Source organism: Saccharothrix hoggarensis, assembly GCF_052936025.1.
Genome location: NZ_CP193624.1, coordinates 1970222 through 1988278, shown reverse-complemented (window position 1 = coordinate 1988278; position 18057 = coordinate 1970222). Strand labels below are relative to the sequence as shown.

The 18057-nt window shown below is 69.1% G+C and carries 14 protein-coding genes; 7 read left to right on the top strand and 7 right to left on the bottom strand.

Annotation, left to right across the window (positions count from 1 at the left end):
- Positions 1-15 precede the first annotated feature (15 nt).
- Positions 16-2061, bottom strand: coding sequence for a beta-galactosidase (locus ACRAKH_RS09725; RefSeq protein ID WP_380721164.1), 2046 nt, complete (start codon positions 2059-2061; stop codon positions 16-18).
- 262 nt (positions 2062-2323) lie between these two features.
- On the opposite strand from ACRAKH_RS09725, the gene ACRAKH_RS09720 reads away from it, so the two are divergent.
- Positions 2324-3397, top strand: a complete 1074-nt coding sequence (locus ACRAKH_RS09720; protein ID WP_380721161.1) for a LacI family DNA-binding transcriptional regulator — start codon at positions 2324-2326, stop codon at positions 3395-3397.
- 33 nt (positions 3398-3430) lie between these two features.
- Here ACRAKH_RS09720 and ACRAKH_RS09715 read toward each other — a convergent pair whose 3' ends face one another.
- A complete protein-coding gene (locus ACRAKH_RS09715; RefSeq protein WP_380721158.1) occupies positions 3431-4741 on the bottom strand; it encodes an RICIN domain-containing protein in 1311 nt (436 codons plus the stop codon).
- Positions 4742-5394: 653 nt separating this feature from the next.
- Here ACRAKH_RS09715 and ACRAKH_RS09710 point away from each other — a divergent pair.
- From ACRAKH_RS09710 to ACRAKH_RS09700, 3 genes are all read left to right on the top strand, one after another.
- Positions 5395-6411, top strand: a complete 1017-nt coding sequence (locus ACRAKH_RS09710) for a zinc-dependent alcohol dehydrogenase family protein (protein WP_380721155.1) — start codon at positions 5395-5397, stop codon at positions 6409-6411.
- Positions 6412-6663: 252 nt separating this feature from the next.
- Positions 6664-7014: a cyclophilin-like fold protein gene (locus tag ACRAKH_RS09705; RefSeq protein WP_380721152.1), complete on the top strand. Its 351-nt coding sequence runs from the start codon at positions 6664-6666 to the stop codon at positions 7012-7014.
- Positions 7015-7261: 247 nt separating this feature from the next.
- The gene (locus tag ACRAKH_RS09700) at positions 7262-8140 is read left to right on the top strand and encodes a helix-turn-helix transcriptional regulator (RefSeq protein ID WP_447009752.1); all 879 of its coding nucleotides are present in this window, start codon (positions 7262-7264) and stop codon (positions 8138-8140) included.
- 181 nt (positions 8141-8321) lie between these two features.
- On the opposite strand, the gene ACRAKH_RS09695 is transcribed toward ACRAKH_RS09700, so the two are convergent.
- From ACRAKH_RS09695 to ACRAKH_RS09675, 5 genes are all read right to left on the bottom strand, one after another.
- A complete protein-coding gene (locus ACRAKH_RS09695) occupies positions 8322-9791 on the bottom strand; it encodes a family 43 glycosylhydrolase (RefSeq protein ID WP_380723359.1) in 1470 nt (489 codons plus the stop codon).
- 231 nt (positions 9792-10022) lie between these two features.
- Positions 10023-11384, bottom strand: coding sequence for a family 43 glycosylhydrolase (locus ACRAKH_RS09690; RefSeq protein ID WP_380723358.1), 1362 nt, complete (start codon positions 11382-11384; stop codon positions 10023-10025).
- Positions 11385-11518: 134 nt separating this feature from the next.
- Positions 11519-12859 (bottom strand): glycoside hydrolase family 43 protein, encoded by a 1341-nt coding sequence (locus tag ACRAKH_RS09685; protein WP_380723357.1) that lies wholly within the window; start codon positions 12857-12859, stop codon positions 11519-11521.
- Positions 12860-13474: 615 nt separating this feature from the next.
- Positions 13475-14935, bottom strand: a complete 1461-nt coding sequence (locus tag ACRAKH_RS09680; RefSeq protein ID WP_380723356.1) for an arabinofuranosidase catalytic domain-containing protein — start codon at positions 14933-14935, stop codon at positions 13475-13477.
- Positions 14936-15909: 974 nt separating this feature from the next.
- The gene (locus ACRAKH_RS09675) at positions 15910-16257 is read right to left on the bottom strand and encodes a hypothetical protein (RefSeq protein ID WP_380723355.1); all 348 of its coding nucleotides are present in this window, start codon (positions 16255-16257) and stop codon (positions 15910-15912) included.
- 738 nt (positions 16258-16995) lie between these two features.
- Here ACRAKH_RS09675 and ACRAKH_RS09670 point away from each other — a divergent pair.
- From ACRAKH_RS09670 to ACRAKH_RS09660, 3 genes are read left to right on the top strand one after another with little or no spacing between them, the layout of a single operon-like run.
- Positions 16996-17226, top strand: coding sequence for a hypothetical protein (locus ACRAKH_RS09670; protein WP_380723354.1), 231 nt, complete (start codon positions 16996-16998; stop codon positions 17224-17226).
- A complete protein-coding gene (locus ACRAKH_RS09665; RefSeq protein ID WP_380723353.1) occupies positions 17223-17849 on the top strand; it encodes a helix-turn-helix domain-containing protein in 627 nt (208 codons plus the stop codon). Before ACRAKH_RS09670 ends, ACRAKH_RS09665 begins: the two co-directional genes overlap by 4 nt.
- The gene (locus tag ACRAKH_RS09660; RefSeq protein ID WP_380723352.1) at positions 17846-18052 is read left to right on the top strand and encodes a hypothetical protein; all 207 of its coding nucleotides are present in this window, start codon (positions 17846-17848) and stop codon (positions 18050-18052) included. Before ACRAKH_RS09665 ends, ACRAKH_RS09660 begins: the two co-directional genes overlap by 4 nt.
- Positions 18053-18057: the final 5 nt, after the last annotated feature.

Here is an 18057-nt window from a genome sequence, read left to right as displayed (position 1 = left end):
TCGTGCAGCGCACGGTCATTCGGCGTGTCGCCGGAGCACGGCCACCGCCCGCGGTGGCAGGACGAGCTGCCGCCCGGAGGCGTCGGGGCCGACGACGACGTCGCCGTCCAGGTCGGGGACGTCGACAGGCTCGTGGGTGCGGTTGATCAGGAACCAGAAGGTCGCGTCGTGGCCACCGCGGACGGCCAGCTCGACCCGGCCACGGGCCTCCGGCGGGAGTTCGCTGCGGACGACGGCCGCGTCCAGCAGCTCCGCCAGCACCGGACGCAGGCCCACGGCCCCGAGGCGGGTGGACACGTACGTGGCCGACCCGGTCGCCGTGACGCGCCTGGTGATCGCGGGCCGATCCGCGTGGTCCCCGGTCTTGTACCAGGCGAGGACCTCCACCTCGGCCGAGGTGACGTCGATGCGGTCGGTCCACATCGTGCCGGTCGTGCCGTTGTCCAGGTCGACCCGCCGGTCGTCGGGCAGGGGGCCGAACTCCTCGATCCGGATGCCCAGCAGTTCCCTCAGCGCGCCGGGGTGGCCACCGGTCCAGACGTGGTCGTTCTCGTCGACGACGCCGGAGAAGTACGTCACCGCGAGGTGTCCCCCGTTCGCGACGTAGGCGTTCAGGCGCTCGGACAACGCCGCCGGGACCACGTGCAGCACCGGGGCGACGACCACGTCGTACCCGTCGAGCGGCGTGTGCGCGGGCACCACGTCGACGCGGACGCCGAGGTCGAGGAAGGCCGAGTACCAGTCGAGCGCTTCCTGGCGGTAGTCCAGGAGCGAGGTCGGGTGGGAGTCCTGCTCGGACGCCCACCAGGACTCCCAGTCGAAGAGGATCGCGGCCTTGGCCGGGCGGCGCACCGTGCCCGCGACAGGAGCGAGCTCCTCCAGGGTCCGGCCGAGGTCCTTGACGGAGCGGAAGACCTCGCTGTCCTCCCCGGCGTGCGGCAGCATCGCGGAGTGGTACTTCTCCGCACCGGCGACCGACTGCCGCCACTGGAAGAAGCACACCGCGTCGGCGCCGTGGGCCACGTGGGTCAGCGAGTCGCGGGCCAGCTCGCCCGGCCGTTTCGCCAGGTTGACGGGTTGCCAGTTGACGGCGCTGGTGGAGTGCTCCATCAGGAACCAGGGGCGTCCCGGCGCGAGGTTGCCGGTCAGGTTCGCCGAGAACGACAGCTCGTCGAGCGCCTGCGGCCCGGGGTGCACGTAGTGGTCGTTGGAGACGAAGTCGACCTCGTCCGCCCAGTCCGCGTAGTTCATGCCCTTGATGCCGCGCATGACCATGAAGTTCGTCGTGACCGGCACGTCCGGGGTGACAGCCCTCAGGAGGTCGCGCTCGGCCCGCAGGTAGTCCTTCAACGCGTCGGAGGAGAAGCGCTTGAAGTCCAGCTGCTGCGTCGGATTGGGGTGCGCCGCCGCCTGCCGGGGAGGCAGGACCTGGTCCCAGTCGCTGTAGTGCTGCGACCAGAACGCCGTGCCCCAGGCGGAGTTCAGCTCGTCCAGCGCGCCGTACCGGGCCCGCAACCACGTTCGGAACGCACGCGAGGCGTCGTCGGAGTAGTCGTAGACGTTGTGGCAGCCCAACTCGTTGGACACGTGCCAGGCCGCCAGCGCCGGGTGGTCGGCGTACCGCTCGGCCAGGGCGCGCACCAGGCGCAACGCGTGCTCGCGGAAGACGGGCGAGGTCGGCCGCCAGTGCTGGCGAGCACCCGGCCACACCGTCGCGCCGGTCCGGTCCACGGGCAGGACCTCGGGGTGCTCGGTGGTCAACCACGGTGGTGGCGAGGCCGTCGCCGTCGCGAGGTCCACGGCGATGCCGCCCGCGTGCAGCAGGTCCATGACGGTGTCGAGCCACGTGAAGTCGTAGGCGTCCCGGGTTGGCTGGAGCCGCGCCCACGAGAAGATCCCCAGGGACACGATGTTCACCCCGGCCGCCCGCATCGCCCGGACGTCGTCGTGCCACACCTCGGCGGGCCACTGCTCCGGGTTGTAGTCGGCGCCGTAGGCCAGCCGCGCCCTGGCGGTCGCGTCGGGCCGGCGTAGCCAGCGAGGGGCAGGACGAGGGACCACTGCTGCTCCTTGACGTTTCGAGTGCGCCACGAGTGGCCGATCGGCTCGACCACCCGCTTCATGTTCACGTCAACATGGCCGTGGGCACGCGATCGCGACGTCCATGACGCGCACAGCGATCGACGGGAAGTTCACCACAGGGTCGGCACGAGCACGCCGGACCATGTTAACGTAAACATCAGGCTGATAGTGTCACCGTGGCACACGGTCGTCAAGACCCGACGCGTCAGTAGCAGGCGCCCGTCGAGGAAGGTGGTAGGCGATGAGCGCCGCGGAAAGATCGTCAGGAACGACACCACCGGCCTCCTCCGGCCGCCGGGGTCGCGCGAAACGCGGGGTGTCCATCGGCGACGTGGCGAGACTGGCCGGTGTCTCGTCGCAGACGGTGTCCCGGGTGTCCACCGGTCATCCCCGGGTGATCCCCTCGACCCGTGACCGCGTGCTCGCCGCGATGAAAGAGCTCGGTTACCGCCCCAACAGCGCCGCGCGCGCCCTGAGGATGGGCGAGTTCCGCACCCTCGGCGTCGTGCTCTTCACGCTGTCGAGCACGGGCAACAGCCGGACGGTCGAGGCGATCGCCGACCACGCCGCCGCGGAGGGCTACGCGATCACGCTCATCCCCGTCGCGAGGCCGACCCAGGACGACGTGCTCGGGGCGTTCACCCGCCTGGAGGAACTGGCGGTGGACGGGGTCATCGTGATCATGGAGGTGCACCTGTTGGACACCGCCACGGTGACGCTGCCGCCCGGCGTGCAGCTCGTCGTGGTCGACTCCGACGCGGGAGACCACTACGCCGTGGTCGACAGCGACCAGTACGACGGCGCGAGGCAGGCCGTTCGCCACCTGCTGGACCTGGGCCACCGCACGGTCTGGCACGTCGCCGGTCCGGCCGGGTCGTTCTCCGCCGAACGCCGCGCCCACGCCTGGCGCACGACCCTGGAGGAGGCGGGCCGCCGCGTTCCGCGCATCGAGCAGGGCGACTGGTCGGCTGCCTCCGGCTACCAAGCCGGCCTGCGGCTGGCCGAACGACCAGGGTGCACCGCCGTGTTCGTCGGCAACGACCAGATGGCGCTGGGCGTGCTGCGCGCCTTCCACGAACACGGTCGCACCGTGCCCGACGACATCAGCGTGGTCGGGTTCGACGACATCCCCGACGCCGGCTACTTCATCCCACCGCTGACCACGGTCCGCCAGGACTTCGCCGAGGTGGGGCGGCGCTGCGTCCAGCGCCTGCTCCAGCAGATCCGCCATGCGGGGAACGGCACCGATCCGGGCCTGGTGCCCACCCATCTGGTCATCCGCCACAGCACGGCGCCACCCCGCCGCGCGCGGTGACGCGGGCGGCGGGGCTTCCCGTGCCGCGAACCGTCAGGCAGGCGCCTGGCGCCAACGCTGGTTCGTGCCGCCGGTGCACGTCCACTGGACGAGCAGCGTCCCGCCGGTCGGGCTGTACGACGGGACGTCGAGGCACTTGCCGCTGGCGCGGTTGACCAGTGACACCGTGGTGGCGTCGAACCGGCGCACGGTCCACTGCTGGTTGTCACCGCCGTGGCAGCCGTACTGCAGCACGCTCGCGCCGTCCGCGGTCGAACTGCCCGACACGTCCAGGCACGAGCCGGTGGCCCGGTTGATCACCTCGACGTAGCCGCCCGCCCTGGCGCGGAGCTGCCAGTGCTGCGACTGCGCGGTCGACGCGGTCGCCTGCCGCACCGAGGAGCCCGACGTGTCGAGCCTGAGCCCGCTGTGCTGCGCGGTGAACGTCGAGAACGGACCGACGCCGCCCGCGGTCTGGGTCACCGTGCGGATCGTGCCGTCCGCGTTGTGGTGCAGGCGATCCATCACGACCGACCTCTTGAAGTCACCGCCGCCGGCGCGGGCGTTCTTGTGGTAGGCGATGTACCACTCCCCCTGGTACTGCACGATCGACTGGTGGTTGGTGCTGACGTTGACGTAGTCCAGGACCACGCCGCGGTAGGTGAACGGCCCCAGGGGCGACGTGCCGGTGGCGTAGTGGATCTGGCCCGGCCAGCCGGTCGAGTAGGTGAAGTAGTAGGTGCCGCCGACCTTGTGCAGGTGAGGAGCCTCGCCGTACACCGTCGAACCGGTCACCCGGACGTCGGTGATCGGCCCGGCCGTGGACACCATGTCCGCGCCCAACCGGACCACCTTCGGCGTCCGGGTCCCGAAGTACATGTAGGACGATCCGTCGCCGTCGGTGAAGATCATCGGGTCGATGGGCTCCTCGCCGACGTTCACGTCCCGGGCCCGGTCCACGAGCGGGTTGCCGCGGGCGTCGGAGAACGGGCCCGTCGGCGACGACGAGACCGCCACACCGATCTTCGTCCGGTCCACGGGGAGGTAGAGGTAGTAGCGACCGTTCCGCTCCGCCGCACCGGGCGCCCAGGCGTACTGGCTCGCCCAGGAGAACCCGGACACCGAGAACACGTCACCGTGGTCGGTCCAGTCCACCAGGTTGGACGACGAGTACGACCGCCAGGACCTCGAGTCCCAGTAGGTGCCGCTGTTGGTCTGGTCGTCGGTGAGGTAGAGGTGCACCCGCCCGTTGAACACGTGCGCGGAGGGGTCCGCGACGAACCGGTCGGGGATCACCGGGTTCGCGGCACTCGCCTGCGGCAGGCTGATCGCCATCGAACCCACGAGCACACTGGCGGCCACCATGCCGCCAAGGGCCAGTCGGCCATTGCGTGAAGTCCTGATCCTGATCACTTCCAATCTGCGGCGTGCGGACTGCGTCCCGCGTGCCAGACAGTGGGATTCCGAGCGATGACCGGCGTCATCGACGCCTCCGGGCACCCGTGCAGCCGGTGAACGGCATCACAATCGGGTCGCGCCACTCGAGGACGCTGTGTTAACGTTAACATGCCACGTGGCGAAACCCAATACCCCGAGCGGTGCTCGCGCCACCGTGGGCGAAAGTTCCCACCACGCCCCGATTTGCCGCAGGACAGCCGGCCGTTTCCGCCCGTTGCGGCGGCCCGGCGCGTCACCCCACCGGCACCACGCGAACGTGCTCGGCACGAGAGTCCCGCTCACGCCAACGCGACCATCGTGGTCGCCCCTGGGAGCGACTGCGGCACTCGGGAAGGCTTGGGGGGTGTACTGCCGGTACACCTCTCGGTGGTGACTCGCTGAACGGGCGAGGAGCGGCTTACCTGGATAACGTGGCTCTTCGCCGCCCGGTCGTGAGCACGGCCGGGCAGTGGGGCCGCATCCGACGCCGGAACGGCTTCCCACCGCCTGCGCCGGATCCGCGACCGCACTCGGCGGCCGGTACACCCGTACCGCACGCCTCACCACGGAAGGACTCCCCCATGCGCGGAGCAGTGATCCACGCACCCGGCGACGTCCGCTTGGAAACCCTGGACGACCCGAAGATCCTCCACCCGACCGACGCGATCATCCGCACGGCTGTCACCTGCGTGTGCGGTTCGGACCTGTGGCCCTGGCGCGGCCTGGAGCCGATCGGCGACGCGCACCCGATGGGCCACGAGTACGTGGGTTTCGTCGAGGAAGTCGGCGCCGAGGTCACCTCGGTCAAGCCGGGCCAGTTCGTCGTCGGCTCCTTCGCGACCTCGGACAACACCTGCGCGAACTGCCGCAACGGCTTCCAGTCGAACTGCCTGCGCCGCGAGTTCATGAGCACCTGCCAGGCCGAGTACGTGCGCATCCCCCACGCCCAGGGAACCCTGGTGGCCACCGACGAGGTGCCCGGCGAACAGCTGTGGCCCGGCCTGCTGGCCGTGTCCGACGTCCTGGGCACCGGCTGGTGGGCGGCCGACGCCGCCGAGGTCAGGCCCGGCTCGACCGCCGTGGTCGTCGGGGACGGCGCGGTCGGCCTGTGCGGGGTGATCGCGGCCAAGGAGATGGGCGCGGAACGGATCATCGCCATGTCGCGGCACGCCTCCAGGCAGGACCTCGCCCGGCAGTTCGGCGCCACCGACATCGTCACCGAACGCGGCGAGGAGGGCATCGCCCGGATCAAGGACCTCACCGGCGGCATCGGCGCCGACTCCGTCCTGGAATGCGTCGGCACCGCACAGGCCATGCGGCAGGCCCTGCACTCGGCACGGCCCGGCGGCAACGTCGGCTTCGTCGGCGTCCCCCACGACGTCGCCGTCGACGGCCAAGAGCTGTTCTTCTCCCACGTCGGGCTGCGCGGCGGCCCGGCCCCCGTGCGCCGCTACCTGCCCGACCTCATCGACCGCGTCCTGTCCGGCCGGATCGACCCCGGCAAGGTCTTCGACCTCACCCTGCCCCTCGACCAGGTCGCCGAGGGCTATCGGGCCATGGACGAACGCCGCGCCGTCAAAGCCCTCCTCAAGCCCTGACGGACGAGGATCGACATGCACTGGCCGGCCGCCGTCGCCGACCAGGAGCACTCCGCAACCCCGACCGAGTGAACAAGGGAGAACCGGGTGCTCCGCGCACTACCACGAATCGCTCCCGCGGTCGTGCCCGTACTGGCCGTGCCTGCCTGCGGCACCAGCTCGACGCCTCCGCCGGACGCCTCATCTCCACGCTCCGGTCAGCAGACGTCGACGCCGGAGGCGCCGCCCGCACCGTCCGAGGGGACCACCGCCATGCCCATCCGCCTGACGATCGACGGTCACCCGATCGACGCCACCTTGAACACCGGCGCCACCTCGCGCGATCTCGTCACCCTCCTCCCGCTCACCTTGGACCTGGAGGACTTCCACCAGACCGAGCGGATCGCCTACCCGCCCCGCAAGCTGGACACCTCCGACGCCCCGGAAGCCGCCACACCGAAGGCGGGAGACCTCGCCTACTTCGCCCCCTGGGGCAACCTGGCCCTCTTCTACCGCGACGGCCCGCACTCGCCGGGCTTGGTCATCCTGGGCCACCTCGACCACGACGAAGACACCGAACGGCTCGCCACCGCCGAACGCGTCACCGTCGAAGCCCGGTCCTGACCGGATCACCCCACTCCGGACCGGCACGGTGGTCGGGAAGACCACGGTGACGACCAGGCCGGCGGTGACCCGCGCCTGGCGACGCACCGGGCCGGACACGCCCCCTGTCGGCCGGCACCGCCGGCGCGGAGACCAGTGGGGGCAGGTGGTCGAGCTAACCCGCTGCGGGCAGCGCCGAGAAGACAACAGCCACAGGTGTACCGGCAGTACATCGCAGTTCAGCGGGATGCGTCGTACCGTCGAGACCGTGGACGACAACCGAGCCGAAGTGCGCGACTTCCTCACCTCGCGGCGTGCCAAGGTCACGCCCGAGCAGGCCGGCCTGCCGACCGCGGGGCAGCGCCGCGTCCCCGGGCTGCGCCGCACCGAGGTGTCCGCGCTGGCCGGGATGAGCGTGGAGTACTACTCGAAACTCGAGCGCGGTCAGCTCGCCGGGGTCTCCCCCGGTGTGCTGGAGGCAGTCGCCCGCGCCTTGCGACTGGACGACGCCGAGCGCGCACACCTGCTGCGCCTGGCTCAGGAGGCCAACGGCAGCGGTGCACTGCTGCGTCCCACCCGCAAGCCGAAACAGCGCGCGATCCGGCCCAGCCTGCGGTGGTCGCTCGACAGCGTCACCGCTCCGGCGATCGTCGTGAACCTGCGTCAGGACCTGCTCGCCGCGAACCTGCTCGGCCGGGCGATGTACAGCGACGTCTACACCGACTCAGCCGGTGTGCCGAACTTCGGCCGGTTCACCTTCCTCGACCCTGCCGCGCGCCGCTTCTACCCGAACTGGAACCTCGCCGCCGACATGCTCGTGGCCAACCTGCGCACCGCCGCGGGCGTCGACCCGCACGACAAAGCCCTGCACGACCTCGTGGGCGAGCTGTCCACCCGCAGCGACGAGTTCCGCCGCCGCTGGGGCGCGCACAACGTCCGCATCCACGGCACCGGCAGGAAAACCTTTCACCACCACGTCGTCGGAGACCTCGACCTGGCGTACGAGAGCACGGAACTGCGGGCCGAGCCGGACCTCACCATGACGATCTACGCCGCCGAACCCGACTCGCCGACCGCGCAGGCGCTGTCGCTGCTCGCCTCCTGGGCAGCCTCCGAGACCGGCATCGTGCCAACGCCCGAACGCTGACCGTCGCGCGCAACCGCCCACTGTGGACGCCTGCAGGACCGGGCCTGTGCCGATGCCCTGTCAGTCACCTGTGGACAGTCCCTTCCCCACGCGAATGTCAGCGCCTTTCCTGCCAACGGCTACCGGCCGGCCGATCAGGAATCGTTCGATCGGCCGGCCGGTACGCCCGTGGCTCGATTGCTCAGTACACGTACGGCCAGCCGTTCTGGTCCCAGCCGAGTTTGTTGATGCCGAGCAGCGGGTTCCCGTTGTCGGCGTAGTAGTGGTAGAAGAGGATTGATCCGTCGGTGTCGTCCAGGTACTCCTGATGGCCGGGGCCGTGGATGTTGCCGCGACCGGCCAGGATCTCCGTGCCACCGCCGGACATCATCGACACCCCGTCGCGGTCGGTGAACGGGCCGTTGACCGAGGTGGAGCGGCCCACCATGATCCGGTAGTCGCTGGCGGCGCCCCGGCAGCAGTAGTCGAAGGAGACGAACAGGTAGTAGTAGCCGCCGTGGCGGACGAGGGTGGCCGCCTCGATGGGGAGCTGCGGGAATGGCGCGTTCCGGCTGGCGATGTTGATGAGGGTCGAGTCGGCGCGCTTGCCGGTCACCGGGTCGAGCCGGAACTGCTTGAGACCGGAGTAGTAGGAGCCGAGGGTCAGCCACCAGCCGCCCTGGGTGTCGATGGTCAGGGTCGGGTCGATGGCGTTGAAGTTCTCCCCGGTGCGCGACTCGTAGATCAGGCCTTCATGCCTCCACGACCCCGCGGCGCCGGTGGTGCTGGTGGCCAGGAAGATCGCCGAGCGCGAGGAGCCGACGCTGGAGGCCGAGTAGTACATGTAGTACCGGCCGTTGACGTAGGTGAGGTCGGGGGCCCATATCTGGTTGCTGTTGTTCGTGTACGGGTGGGCCCACGGGACTCCGCCGGGGAACGCCGAGCCCGCGTTGCGCCAGTCGGTGCGGTCGTTGGAGGTCTTCAGCGGAATGTTGTCCCCGGTGGACGCGAGGAGATAAGTGCCGTTGGACCGCTTGACCACCGTGGGGTCGTGCACGCCGATGTCACCGGTGACCAGACCGGGACGAGGGTAGGGAGGCCGGTCGCCGGTCCGGATGAGCTGCCACTGCTGGTTCGCGCCGCCCAGGTCGGTGTACTGGGAGACGCGGCCGCCGTCGGCGGTGGACCATCCCCACACCTCCAGGGCCTTGCCGCTGTTGCGGTTGATCAGGCGGATGTGGCCGCCCTCGCTGTCGCTGACGCGGAACTGTTGGTTGGTGCCGTTGTGGTCGGTCCACAGCGCGACGTTCGCGCCGTCGGCGGTGGAGGCGGCGGCGATGTCGAGGACCTTTCCGCTGTGCACGGAGCGCAGCCGGTAGTAGCCGCCGCCGGAGTCGACGAACTGCCACTGTTGCCAGGCGTTGTTGTTGCGTGCCCACTGGCCGATGGGGGCGCCGTTGGCGGTGCCCTGGTTGAAGACCTCCAGGACCTTGCCGCTGTGCCGGTTGGCCAGGATGTAGGTGGCGTTGGTGTCGATGTAGGCCGCGCTGGCCGGGGCCGCGGCCACGATCGCCTGGACGAGCGAGACCAGGATCGCGACAACCACCATGATCGCGGTGGCGACCCGGGGGCGGATGCGCCGCCGACTGGAAGGGGGTGCGATGGTGTCCATGGAAGACCTTTCGTTCCGGACGAAGGTCGAGATGACGCACAGGCGGATAGCACTGACATTCGCGAGGTTTTCTACTTGCACACGCTGCCCTCGCGCACGACTCATGTGTCCTGGGATTGGCCCCGATGGTCGCGTCGCCGCGGGTGACTGCTGTGCCGAGAGCGGTGCTCGCCGCCGCGGCGAGCACCGCTCTGCGGTTGGTCGTCAATCCTCCTCGACGTCCATCGGTGGTCAGACGACGGTCGGCCAGCCGGCGGCGTCGTAGACCAGGCGGTTGATGCCCAGCAGTGGCGCGCCGTTGTCGGCGTAGTAGTGGTAGAACAGGATGTCGCCGTCGGTGTCGGCGAGCACGGCCTGGTGGCCGGGGCCGTGGATGTTGCCGTGGCCGGCCAGGATCTCCGTGCCGCCGCCGGAGGTCATCGCGCGGCCGCTGCGGTCGACGTAGGGGCCGGTGACGCTGGTGGAGCGGCCCACCATGATGCGGTAGTTGCTCTGGGCGCCGCGGCAGCAGTAGTCGAACGAGACGTACTGGTAGTAGTAGTTGCCGCGCTTGACGATGAACGGCGCCTCGATCGCGCCGTTGTAGGCGATGGAAGTGATCGAGGTGCCCTGCCGCAGGCCGGTGGCGGGGTCGAGCGGGATGAGCTTGATGCCCGACCAGAACGAGCCGAAGTTCAGCCACCAGCGGCCCTGGTCGTCCACGACCAGGTTCGGGTCGATGGCGTTGAAGTTGTCGGCCGGACGGGACGACACGACCAGGCCGCGGTGGGTCCACGTGCCGGGGTTGCCGCTGGGGCTGGTGGCCAGGAAGATCGCCGAGTTCATGGAACCGAAGGTCGAGGCCGAGTAGTACATGTAGTACTGGCCGTTGCGGAAGGAGATGTCCGGCGCCCACAGCTGCGGGCTGTTGTTCGTGTAGGCGTTGGCCCACGGCGTGCCGCCGGGGAACGCGGCACCGATGTTGCGGAAGGCGATCCGGTCCGTGGAGGTCTTCAACGGGATGCCGTCGCCCGTGTACGCGACCAGGTAGCTGCCGTCGGGGCGCTTGACGACGGTCGGGTCGTGCACGCCGATGTCACCGGTGACGTAGCCGGGGTTCGGGTAGGCAGACCGTCCGGTGGACCAGCGCTGGTTGGGCGCACCGGTGCAGCTCCACAGGATCACCCGCGTGCCGTTGGCGGTGCCGTGGTTGAGCACGTCCAGGCACAGGTTGGACTGGGTGGCGGTGATCGTGCCGTCGCCGTTGCGCCGGAACTTCTGGTTCGCCGCGCCGGTGCAGTTCCAGCTCACCAGCCGGGTGCCCGGCGCGGTGCCGAAGTTGTAGGCGTCCAGGCACCGGGTGCCGTCGAACGTCCGCATCTCGCCCGCGGCGGTGAACTCCCAGCCCTGGTTCACCTGCCCGTTGCAGTCCCAGATCTGCACTTCGGTGCCGGGGGTGGCGTTGTTGTCCACCACGTCCAGGCAGCGACCGGACCCGGCGCCGACGAGGGATGGACCGATGACGGCGGACGCCGTGGGCGCGCTGACCAACGTGGTCAAGAGCGCGGCTATGAGCAGAAGGGCTCCGGTGAGCCGGGATCGAGCGGTCGACATGGCTGCCTCCATTGGCAACGGATGTGTGGTGATCGACGAACGGCTTGGGGTCGGGGACATGGGCGTGCAGCACTGCCCGGTGGACGGTGCGCGGTGACGTGGTCCGCGCACCGAACCCGGCAGGCTCGCGATCGTCAGGCTTGCGGTGAGGTCATGGTGAACGAGGCGTCACGGGCGAACACCGTGTCCGTGCTCCTCAGGTCCAGGCGCATCTCGAAGCCGAAGTGCCGCAGGTAGCGGCCGGGGAAGTTGTAGGACTCGAAGGAGGTGGAGCCGCCCCCGGCCAGGCCCTCCCGGCCGCAGAAGGTCGCGTCACCGCGGAAGACGGCCGATCCGTCGTTGCGGGCGAGCACGAGCTTCATGTAGCTGTGACGCAGGTAGTGGCCCGGGAAGTTGACCGACTCGAACGAGTAGCAGTTCCCGTTGGCCAACCCGCCGACGACGGTGAACGTGGCGTCGGCGCGATCGGTGGCGGTGCCGACGGGTTCGACGTAGGCGACGTTGTTGCGGTGCCTGACATACCGGTCGGGGAAGTTGACCGAACGCACCCAACGCCTGCCCGTCGGCACCGCCGTGCTGTCACCAACGTTCTCCCGCAGCACGGTGAAGTGGCGCGCGGTGCCGGACAGCTCCGACAGCTCGACCTTGGCGCCGAAGGTGTTCAGGTTGGAGCTGTCCGCGTAGAAGTAGCGCCTGGCGCCGTACTGGTCGAAGTAGATCCGCCATCGGCCGTCGGGCAGCTGCACGAGCGCGGGTCCTTCGAGGCCCGAGCCCCAACCCGCCCAGTCGCCGGTGCCGACGAACTGCCACGGGCCGTTGAGCGACGTCGCGGTGGCGTGCTCGATGTACTTCGTCGTCTCGTTCTTGAGGAAGTTGTGGTACGTCCCGCCGTCTTTGACGATGAAGCTGTCGATGTAGTTGGCCGGGATGCCCAGCGCCACCGGTGCGGTCCACGCCGACAGCGAGCTGTCGGTCGCGGTGATCCGGTAGGGCCGGAACTGGCCCGCGGTGCCCGTGGTCGACGCCGAGAAGACGACGTGCACGCTGCCGTCGGTGTCCTTGAACCACTCCGGGGCCCACGTGCTGCCGGTGGAGCCGTTGAGGCCGACGGTGACGTTGCGCAGGAACGTCCACGTCGTGTAGTCGGCGCTGCGGGCGAAACCGATCGTGTTCCCGGTCCAGCCCGTGGTGTAGACGATGTAGTAGTAGCCGTCGGTGTGCCGGATGACGCTGGGGTCGCGGATCAGCCCGGACGGCGGCGTGTACGCGTTGGAGCGAACCAGGTTGAAGTTCGTCCCGTTCGCCGAGTCGTACACGTACATGTTCGACTCGCTGCTGTTGGTGAACGCCGTCATCACGTAGTGCGGCGCAGGACCTGCCGCGTGCGCGGCGGGCTGGTGTACCAACAGTGAGGCGGCCAAGGTGGTCAGCAGGGTCGCCGCGGCGGCGGCGATCCTCGAGCGGGGGGACGTCATTGTCTCTCCTCGGAACGGACTGCGTGCAGCGTCGGCTGCAGCGGCCTTGCCGATAAGCCGGTCACCACCGGCGGCAGCGCTGTGGCGCTGGAGGAGCACGGCCGGGGTGCCGACCGCCCGCACCATGTTTACGTCAACATGGCGCGGGGTGGTACATGGCGCGTAAAGAGCGGGAGTTGCCGGAAGCAATGTTCACGTTAACATCCTGTGGTACTTCAGTGTCTGCGCAAGGCCACGCGGATGTCAAGAGCAAGGTCACCGCCAACTCGCGATCCGGTGCCCGGCACCGTCCACCGCTCGGCCACCCGCGGCGTCACCGCACGCGCGGCGGGGCGGTGCCCTGGCGCTCGACCAGCCGGGCGGGCACCAGGACGTACCGGGCTCGGTCGCCCCGAGCCGGACCCTCCCCCAGCCGGGCCGCACGTCGACAGGTCAGCGGCGGCCTGATCAACGAGCGGGAGCCCACAGCAACCTGACCGCGGCTCAGACCGCACGACCGACTTCGGCGCCCGACCGGGGCGGGGGCCACGAGCGGCCCCCGCCCCGTCTGAAGGGCGTAGTCAGTCCTGTCGGTCGTGCAGGTCCCGTCGTGGAATGAGGCTCAGCGGTGCGGGGTCATCCCGTCAGCCTGAAGGTCGCGTCGGCGCGGCCGATGGCATCGGAGATCTGGTGCAGCCGCAGCTGGTAGTCCTGGTGGCGGATGTAGCGGTCGGGGAAGTTGTAGGACTGGAACGACGACCAAGACAGGTCGGCCAAGCCCGCGACCTGGCGGAAAGCGGTGTCGGCCTTGAACGTCGCGCTGCCGTCGTCGGCCGCCAGAACGAAGTCGAAACCGCTGTGCCGCAGGTAGTGGCGGGGGTAGTTGACCGACTGGAACGACACGGTTCCCGCGCCTGCCAGGCCGGGGACCAAGCGGAACTGGGCGTCCTGGGCGGGGTTGACGTTCGGGTCGATGCGCGCGTCGAAGTCGACGTGGCGGATGTAGCGGTCGGGGAAGTTGTAGGACTGGATGCGGTTGACCGGAGCGACCGACCCGGCCGCGTAGCCGGCGGCGGCGATGTTGGCCTGCACGGCGTCCTCGGTGGCGTTGGTCGGGTAGCCCGAGGTCATCACGCCTTCGTAGAAGGTGCCGGCACCACCGATGCTGTTGTCACCACCGATGCCGAGGAGGATTCCGCCTTCCTTCTGCATCGGGTGGTAGCCGTTGGGGCGTGGCCCGTCGAAGGTGGTCGACAGTCCACCGGACTGGGCGTTGCCGCTGCGGATGGCCCAGTGGTTGGGCTCGCCCTTGACGATCGCCGTGACGAACCGGTGCGTGATAGTCGGGTTCGGGTTGTAACGGGGGTTCACGCCGGAGAACAGCCCCCACTCCAAGTCGGCCATGACCCACGGGCCGGGGCCGTCCCCGGACCCCCACCAGTTGTTGGAGCCGAAGTAGACGGTCTCCATGATGCCCTGCCGGTCGGCCTTGCCGTCGGTCTGCGCGTTGCCGTAGTCGAAGCAGCAGCCGTCGCTGTAGTGCGTGCCGTCGAGGACGGCGTAGATGCCCTCCGGCTGGTCGCCGGTGGCGATGCCGTTGGTCCTGTTGTTGCGGTAGCCGGTGCCGGGCGAGATGAACACGCCGTACGCCTTCTGCCCGCCGACGGTCACCGGCGCCGCGGTCGCGACCGCGAGGTTGTCATAGCCGCCCGGAGCCGGGCCGAGGAAATCCCCGGGAGGCGCCTGGGTGAGGTGGTTGCCGCGGCCGGACTGGTCGTAGAGGACGGTGATGAGGCACGTCGTGCCGGCGCAGAACGAATCCTGCGTGGCGGCGTTGGCGACCCCGCCCGCGGTGAGCGGACCGATGTCGCGCGTGGCGTTGTCCGACGAGCGCCGGACCTGGTACAGCGGACCGTTGTACGCGCCGTACAGCGCCCTCGTGGTGCTGTGCGCCGCCACGCACGGCGTGTTGCTGGCCGCGTAGATGTCGCACGGCCCTTCGGTCGCGCCGTTCGCCGGCGAGGCGAACGGCACCGCGGTGAGTGCGATTCCGGTCGCGAACGCCACGGTGACCCGTGTGATGGCTCGAACTTCCATGACTCTCCTCGTCGTGTCAGGCCGAGCGCGGACGGCTGTGCCGTGGTGAGGGAGACTCTGAGGCGGTCACGAGCGACATCGGCGCGTCCGCAGGTCTGCACCTGGGCACGGCTCAACCACAGCGGCGAGCGTCGCCATCGGGTCCGGCCTGGTTCGGGTGAGTTCGCCATTGAGCTCTCCGCACTACGATCGAGCTGTTCCGTGTACCGCTTGGCTCGTCTGTCGAGGCAACAAACTAATGACTACTATTGATGTCGGTCAATATTCCGGGCAGGCCACGAGGTGGCCAGTATCGAAACTGGTCAACAGCCGTCAACCGCAGTCTGACCAGCCCCAGCCCACACCGTGCGATGAGACGCACATATCTACGTCCACGCTAACATGCCAGTGGCTTGGAGGCAGTCCGGCAGGAGTAACGGACCGTGAACCGAACGTCAATACCCTCGCATGAAGTGCGCAGACGCCGGACAAATGCCCGTCGGCTCCTGCTATTCGAAGATCATCGAAGCCATGTGAGCGATAACAACCGTTGACGACAACGACACCTCTGGCTATATTCGACAACCCTGGCCGCATCCGAAGCGGCACCAAGTACCGGGTTTGATGGGGAATGTGATCACCGCTTGACGTCAAGGCGGGCGCAGTTGCGCGGTGGTGGTTGCTCTCGTATTCCACGTGCGGGATCAGGCCGAGTTCACCGTGCAGGCTGCAACCGGCCGGTTGGCGCTAAAAGACACCTATCGAATGTGAGCGCCAACTCTTTGCCCGGTGTCGAGCTGCTGGTTCGGCACCCAAGCCGACACGCCGCGCCGCCGCGTTCAGCGAAGCACAGGGTCGGGGCTCTGCTCCGCTTCTGATGGGCGCCTTGCTTGGTGGAGTGGCACGAGCAAGCGGCCGGGCCACCCGCATCGCGGCATGTGCGGACGTTCGGGTGGCGGGGTGCTGCGGGTGGGTGGAGGGACGGTGCCGGTGCGTCAGGCGAGGTCTTCGAACGAGTCTTCTCCTGGGCGCCAGCACATCCACTGGCCGTCGGTGAAGCCGTTCAACATGGCGATCTCGGGCCCGTCGAGTTCGGTGGGGGTGGGGTGCAGGACCAGGGTGCCGTTGTCGAATTCGATCCGCAGTCCGATGCCGATGGCTTCCTCGGTGGCGACGACGGTCGCGGAGATCAACGAGCGCAGTGCGTCGGCGTAGCCGGGTGGGCCGTCGGTGTACCGGCGCTCCTCGACAATGGCCGTGGGCATCACGTAGCAGTTGAGAACCGGCTGCTCCGTGCCGGGAGCGTCAAAGCGCAGCTGGAGGTAGTCGTGCACGAACTGCACCGGGTAGAGCCGAGACCCGACCAGTCTGCCCAGCAACTGGTTCGGTTCGTACCTTCCCGTCGTCATAGCGCGATCTTGCCGGAGCCGTCCCGCTCTCGTCGGCATGTGCGGATGTTCACGCGTTGCGGTGGCTCGTCACGAGGACGGCCGGTGCTTGGTGGGTGGCGGGGTCGGTGGGGCTCAGGACCTGTTCGGTTGCTGGACGACGGGACGAGTACATGCCGCTCGTCGGGTCTGCTGCGACGGGCGTGCCTGCCTTCGTAGCCGGTCCAGTTCGGCTGGCCATCGCGCCTGTTGTTCCATGCCCAGGCTGCGGCAGATGCGGGCCGGACGGATCAAGTTCGTCAAACAGGGCAGCGCCACGCTCATCCCGGCGTCCGAGCACATGATCAAGGCCAAGATCCACATATGGAAACAAAAGAGCCCGCTAACCAGGTATTATACCTGGTTAGCGGGCTCTTTCGGCCGTCGGGACGACAGGATTTGAACCTGCGACCCCTTGACCCCCAGCGGGACAAGGGGTGTCCACAATGGTCTCCTCCAGTCCGTTGTGGCTGGTCGAGTCCGGCGGCAATCCAGGTCAGGGCCTCCATTCCGGCCCCGTCTAACAGGTTCGTGAGACGCCTGTGAGGCGGGACCCGAGCACCAGAGGTCCTGTTCACGATGAGCACCACCAACTTCCCCACTCCCACTACGCCGCTCCGACGGCCACCGCGGCGCGTTCGCCCGCCCTTCGACATGAGCGGCGCCGAAACCCTCGACAGCCAGCAGCCGGACGAGACCACCGACCAGTGGCGCGCTCGTCGCCACGCCGACCGTGCCGCCGCCCTCCTGGAGCTGCTGGACGGCGTCGAACTGGGTGAGCACGACCGGCACGTCATCGAGTGGCTGGCCGACCAGGACACCTCGATCGTCGGCACCGTCGCCAGCCTCCTCTACCGCGCCCGTGCCGTGGACGGTGCCTGGTGAGCATCGAGGCCATCGACTGGGCGCTCAACCGCGCCCCCATCCCCACGGACCGCAAGGACGCCTCGACACTGGCGATCACACTGATCGCACTCGCCAACCACGCCGGACCCGACGGTCGGGACGCGTTCCCGTCGGTCGAACGGATGGTGCGCTACACCCGTCTGTCCCGACGGACCATCCAGCGTTCCCTGCGGTCGCTGGAAGAGCTGGGCCTGATCTGTGCGGGCAACACGCGAGTGCGCGACACCAAGATCCCGGAGGCCAACGCACGACCCCAGGTCTACGACCTCCTGTCCCCCGAGTTGTCCACAGCCTCGAACGAGAGGCGTCAGGACGGCGCCCCTCCGACCAGCCGGGGGCGTCAGCAGAAGCGCCTGGGGGCGTCAACAGCGACCAACGGGGGCGTCACCACGACGCCCAAACCGTCCTTCAACCGTCCAGATAACCGTCCCACGCCGAGCGCGCCCGCCACCGGACGCTCGGCGGTCCCACCGGTGTGCGGGCAGTGCGACGCCCGCGACTCCGACCCAGTCAGCGCACGCGTCGTGTGGCAGGACGAAGACCGCACACGATCAGTGCCGTGCCCACGCTGTGCGCCGCGGCGAAGCGGAGGTGCCCGATGAGCCGGGTCCACCTGTTCTACAAGGAGCCGCCGACCTTCGCTCACCTCAGCGGCTGGCGCTCCTCACCGCACTGCCTGGAGGACCGCATCGCCGCCGAACGGCTGCGGGACGCCACCAACCTGCTGTCGGGCCGCAGCGCCGCCGCGCGCCGCACCTGGCACATCGTGGACTGCCCCGGCGACGACTGCGGAGTGCGGCGATGAACACC

What these genes read in the sequence shown, in the direction of transcription:
- ACRAKH_RS09715 (WP_380721158.1), bottom strand. Translation starts at nt 4,741, where the DNA reads ATGGTGGCCGCCAGTGTGCTCGTGGGTTCGATGGCGATCAGCCTGCCG.
- ACRAKH_RS09690 (WP_380723358.1), bottom strand. Translation starts at nt 11,384, where the DNA reads ATGTCGACCGCTCGATCCCGGCTCACCGGAGCCCTTCTGCTCATAGCC.
- ACRAKH_RS09705 (WP_380721152.1), top strand. Translation starts at nt 6,664, where the DNA reads ATGCCCATCCGCCTGACGATCGACGGTCACCCGATCGACGCCACCTTG.
- ACRAKH_RS09660 (WP_380723352.1), top strand. Translation starts at nt 17,846, where the DNA reads ATGAGCCGGGTCCACCTGTTCTACAAGGAGCCGCCGACCTTCGCTCAC.
- ACRAKH_RS09680 (WP_380723356.1), bottom strand. Translation starts at nt 14,935, where the DNA reads ATGGAAGTTCGAGCCATCACACGGGTCACCGTGGCGTTCGCGACCGGA.
- ACRAKH_RS09710 (WP_380721155.1), top strand. Translation starts at nt 5,395, where the DNA reads ATGCGCGGAGCAGTGATCCACGCACCCGGCGACGTCCGCTTGGAAACC.
- ACRAKH_RS09670 (WP_380723354.1), top strand. Translation starts at nt 16,996, where the DNA reads ATGAGCGGCGCCGAAACCCTCGACAGCCAGCAGCCGGACGAGACCACC.
- ACRAKH_RS09720 (WP_380721161.1), top strand. Translation starts at nt 2,324, where the DNA reads ATGAGCGCCGCGGAAAGATCGTCAGGAACGACACCACCGGCCTCCTCC.
- ACRAKH_RS09685 (WP_380723357.1), bottom strand. Translation starts at nt 12,859, where the DNA reads ATGACGTCCCCCCGCTCGAGGATCGCCGCCGCCGCGGCGACCCTGCTG.
- ACRAKH_RS09695 (WP_380723359.1), bottom strand. Translation starts at nt 9,791, where the DNA reads ATGGACACCATCGCACCCCCTTCCAGTCGGCGGCGCATCCGCCCCCGG.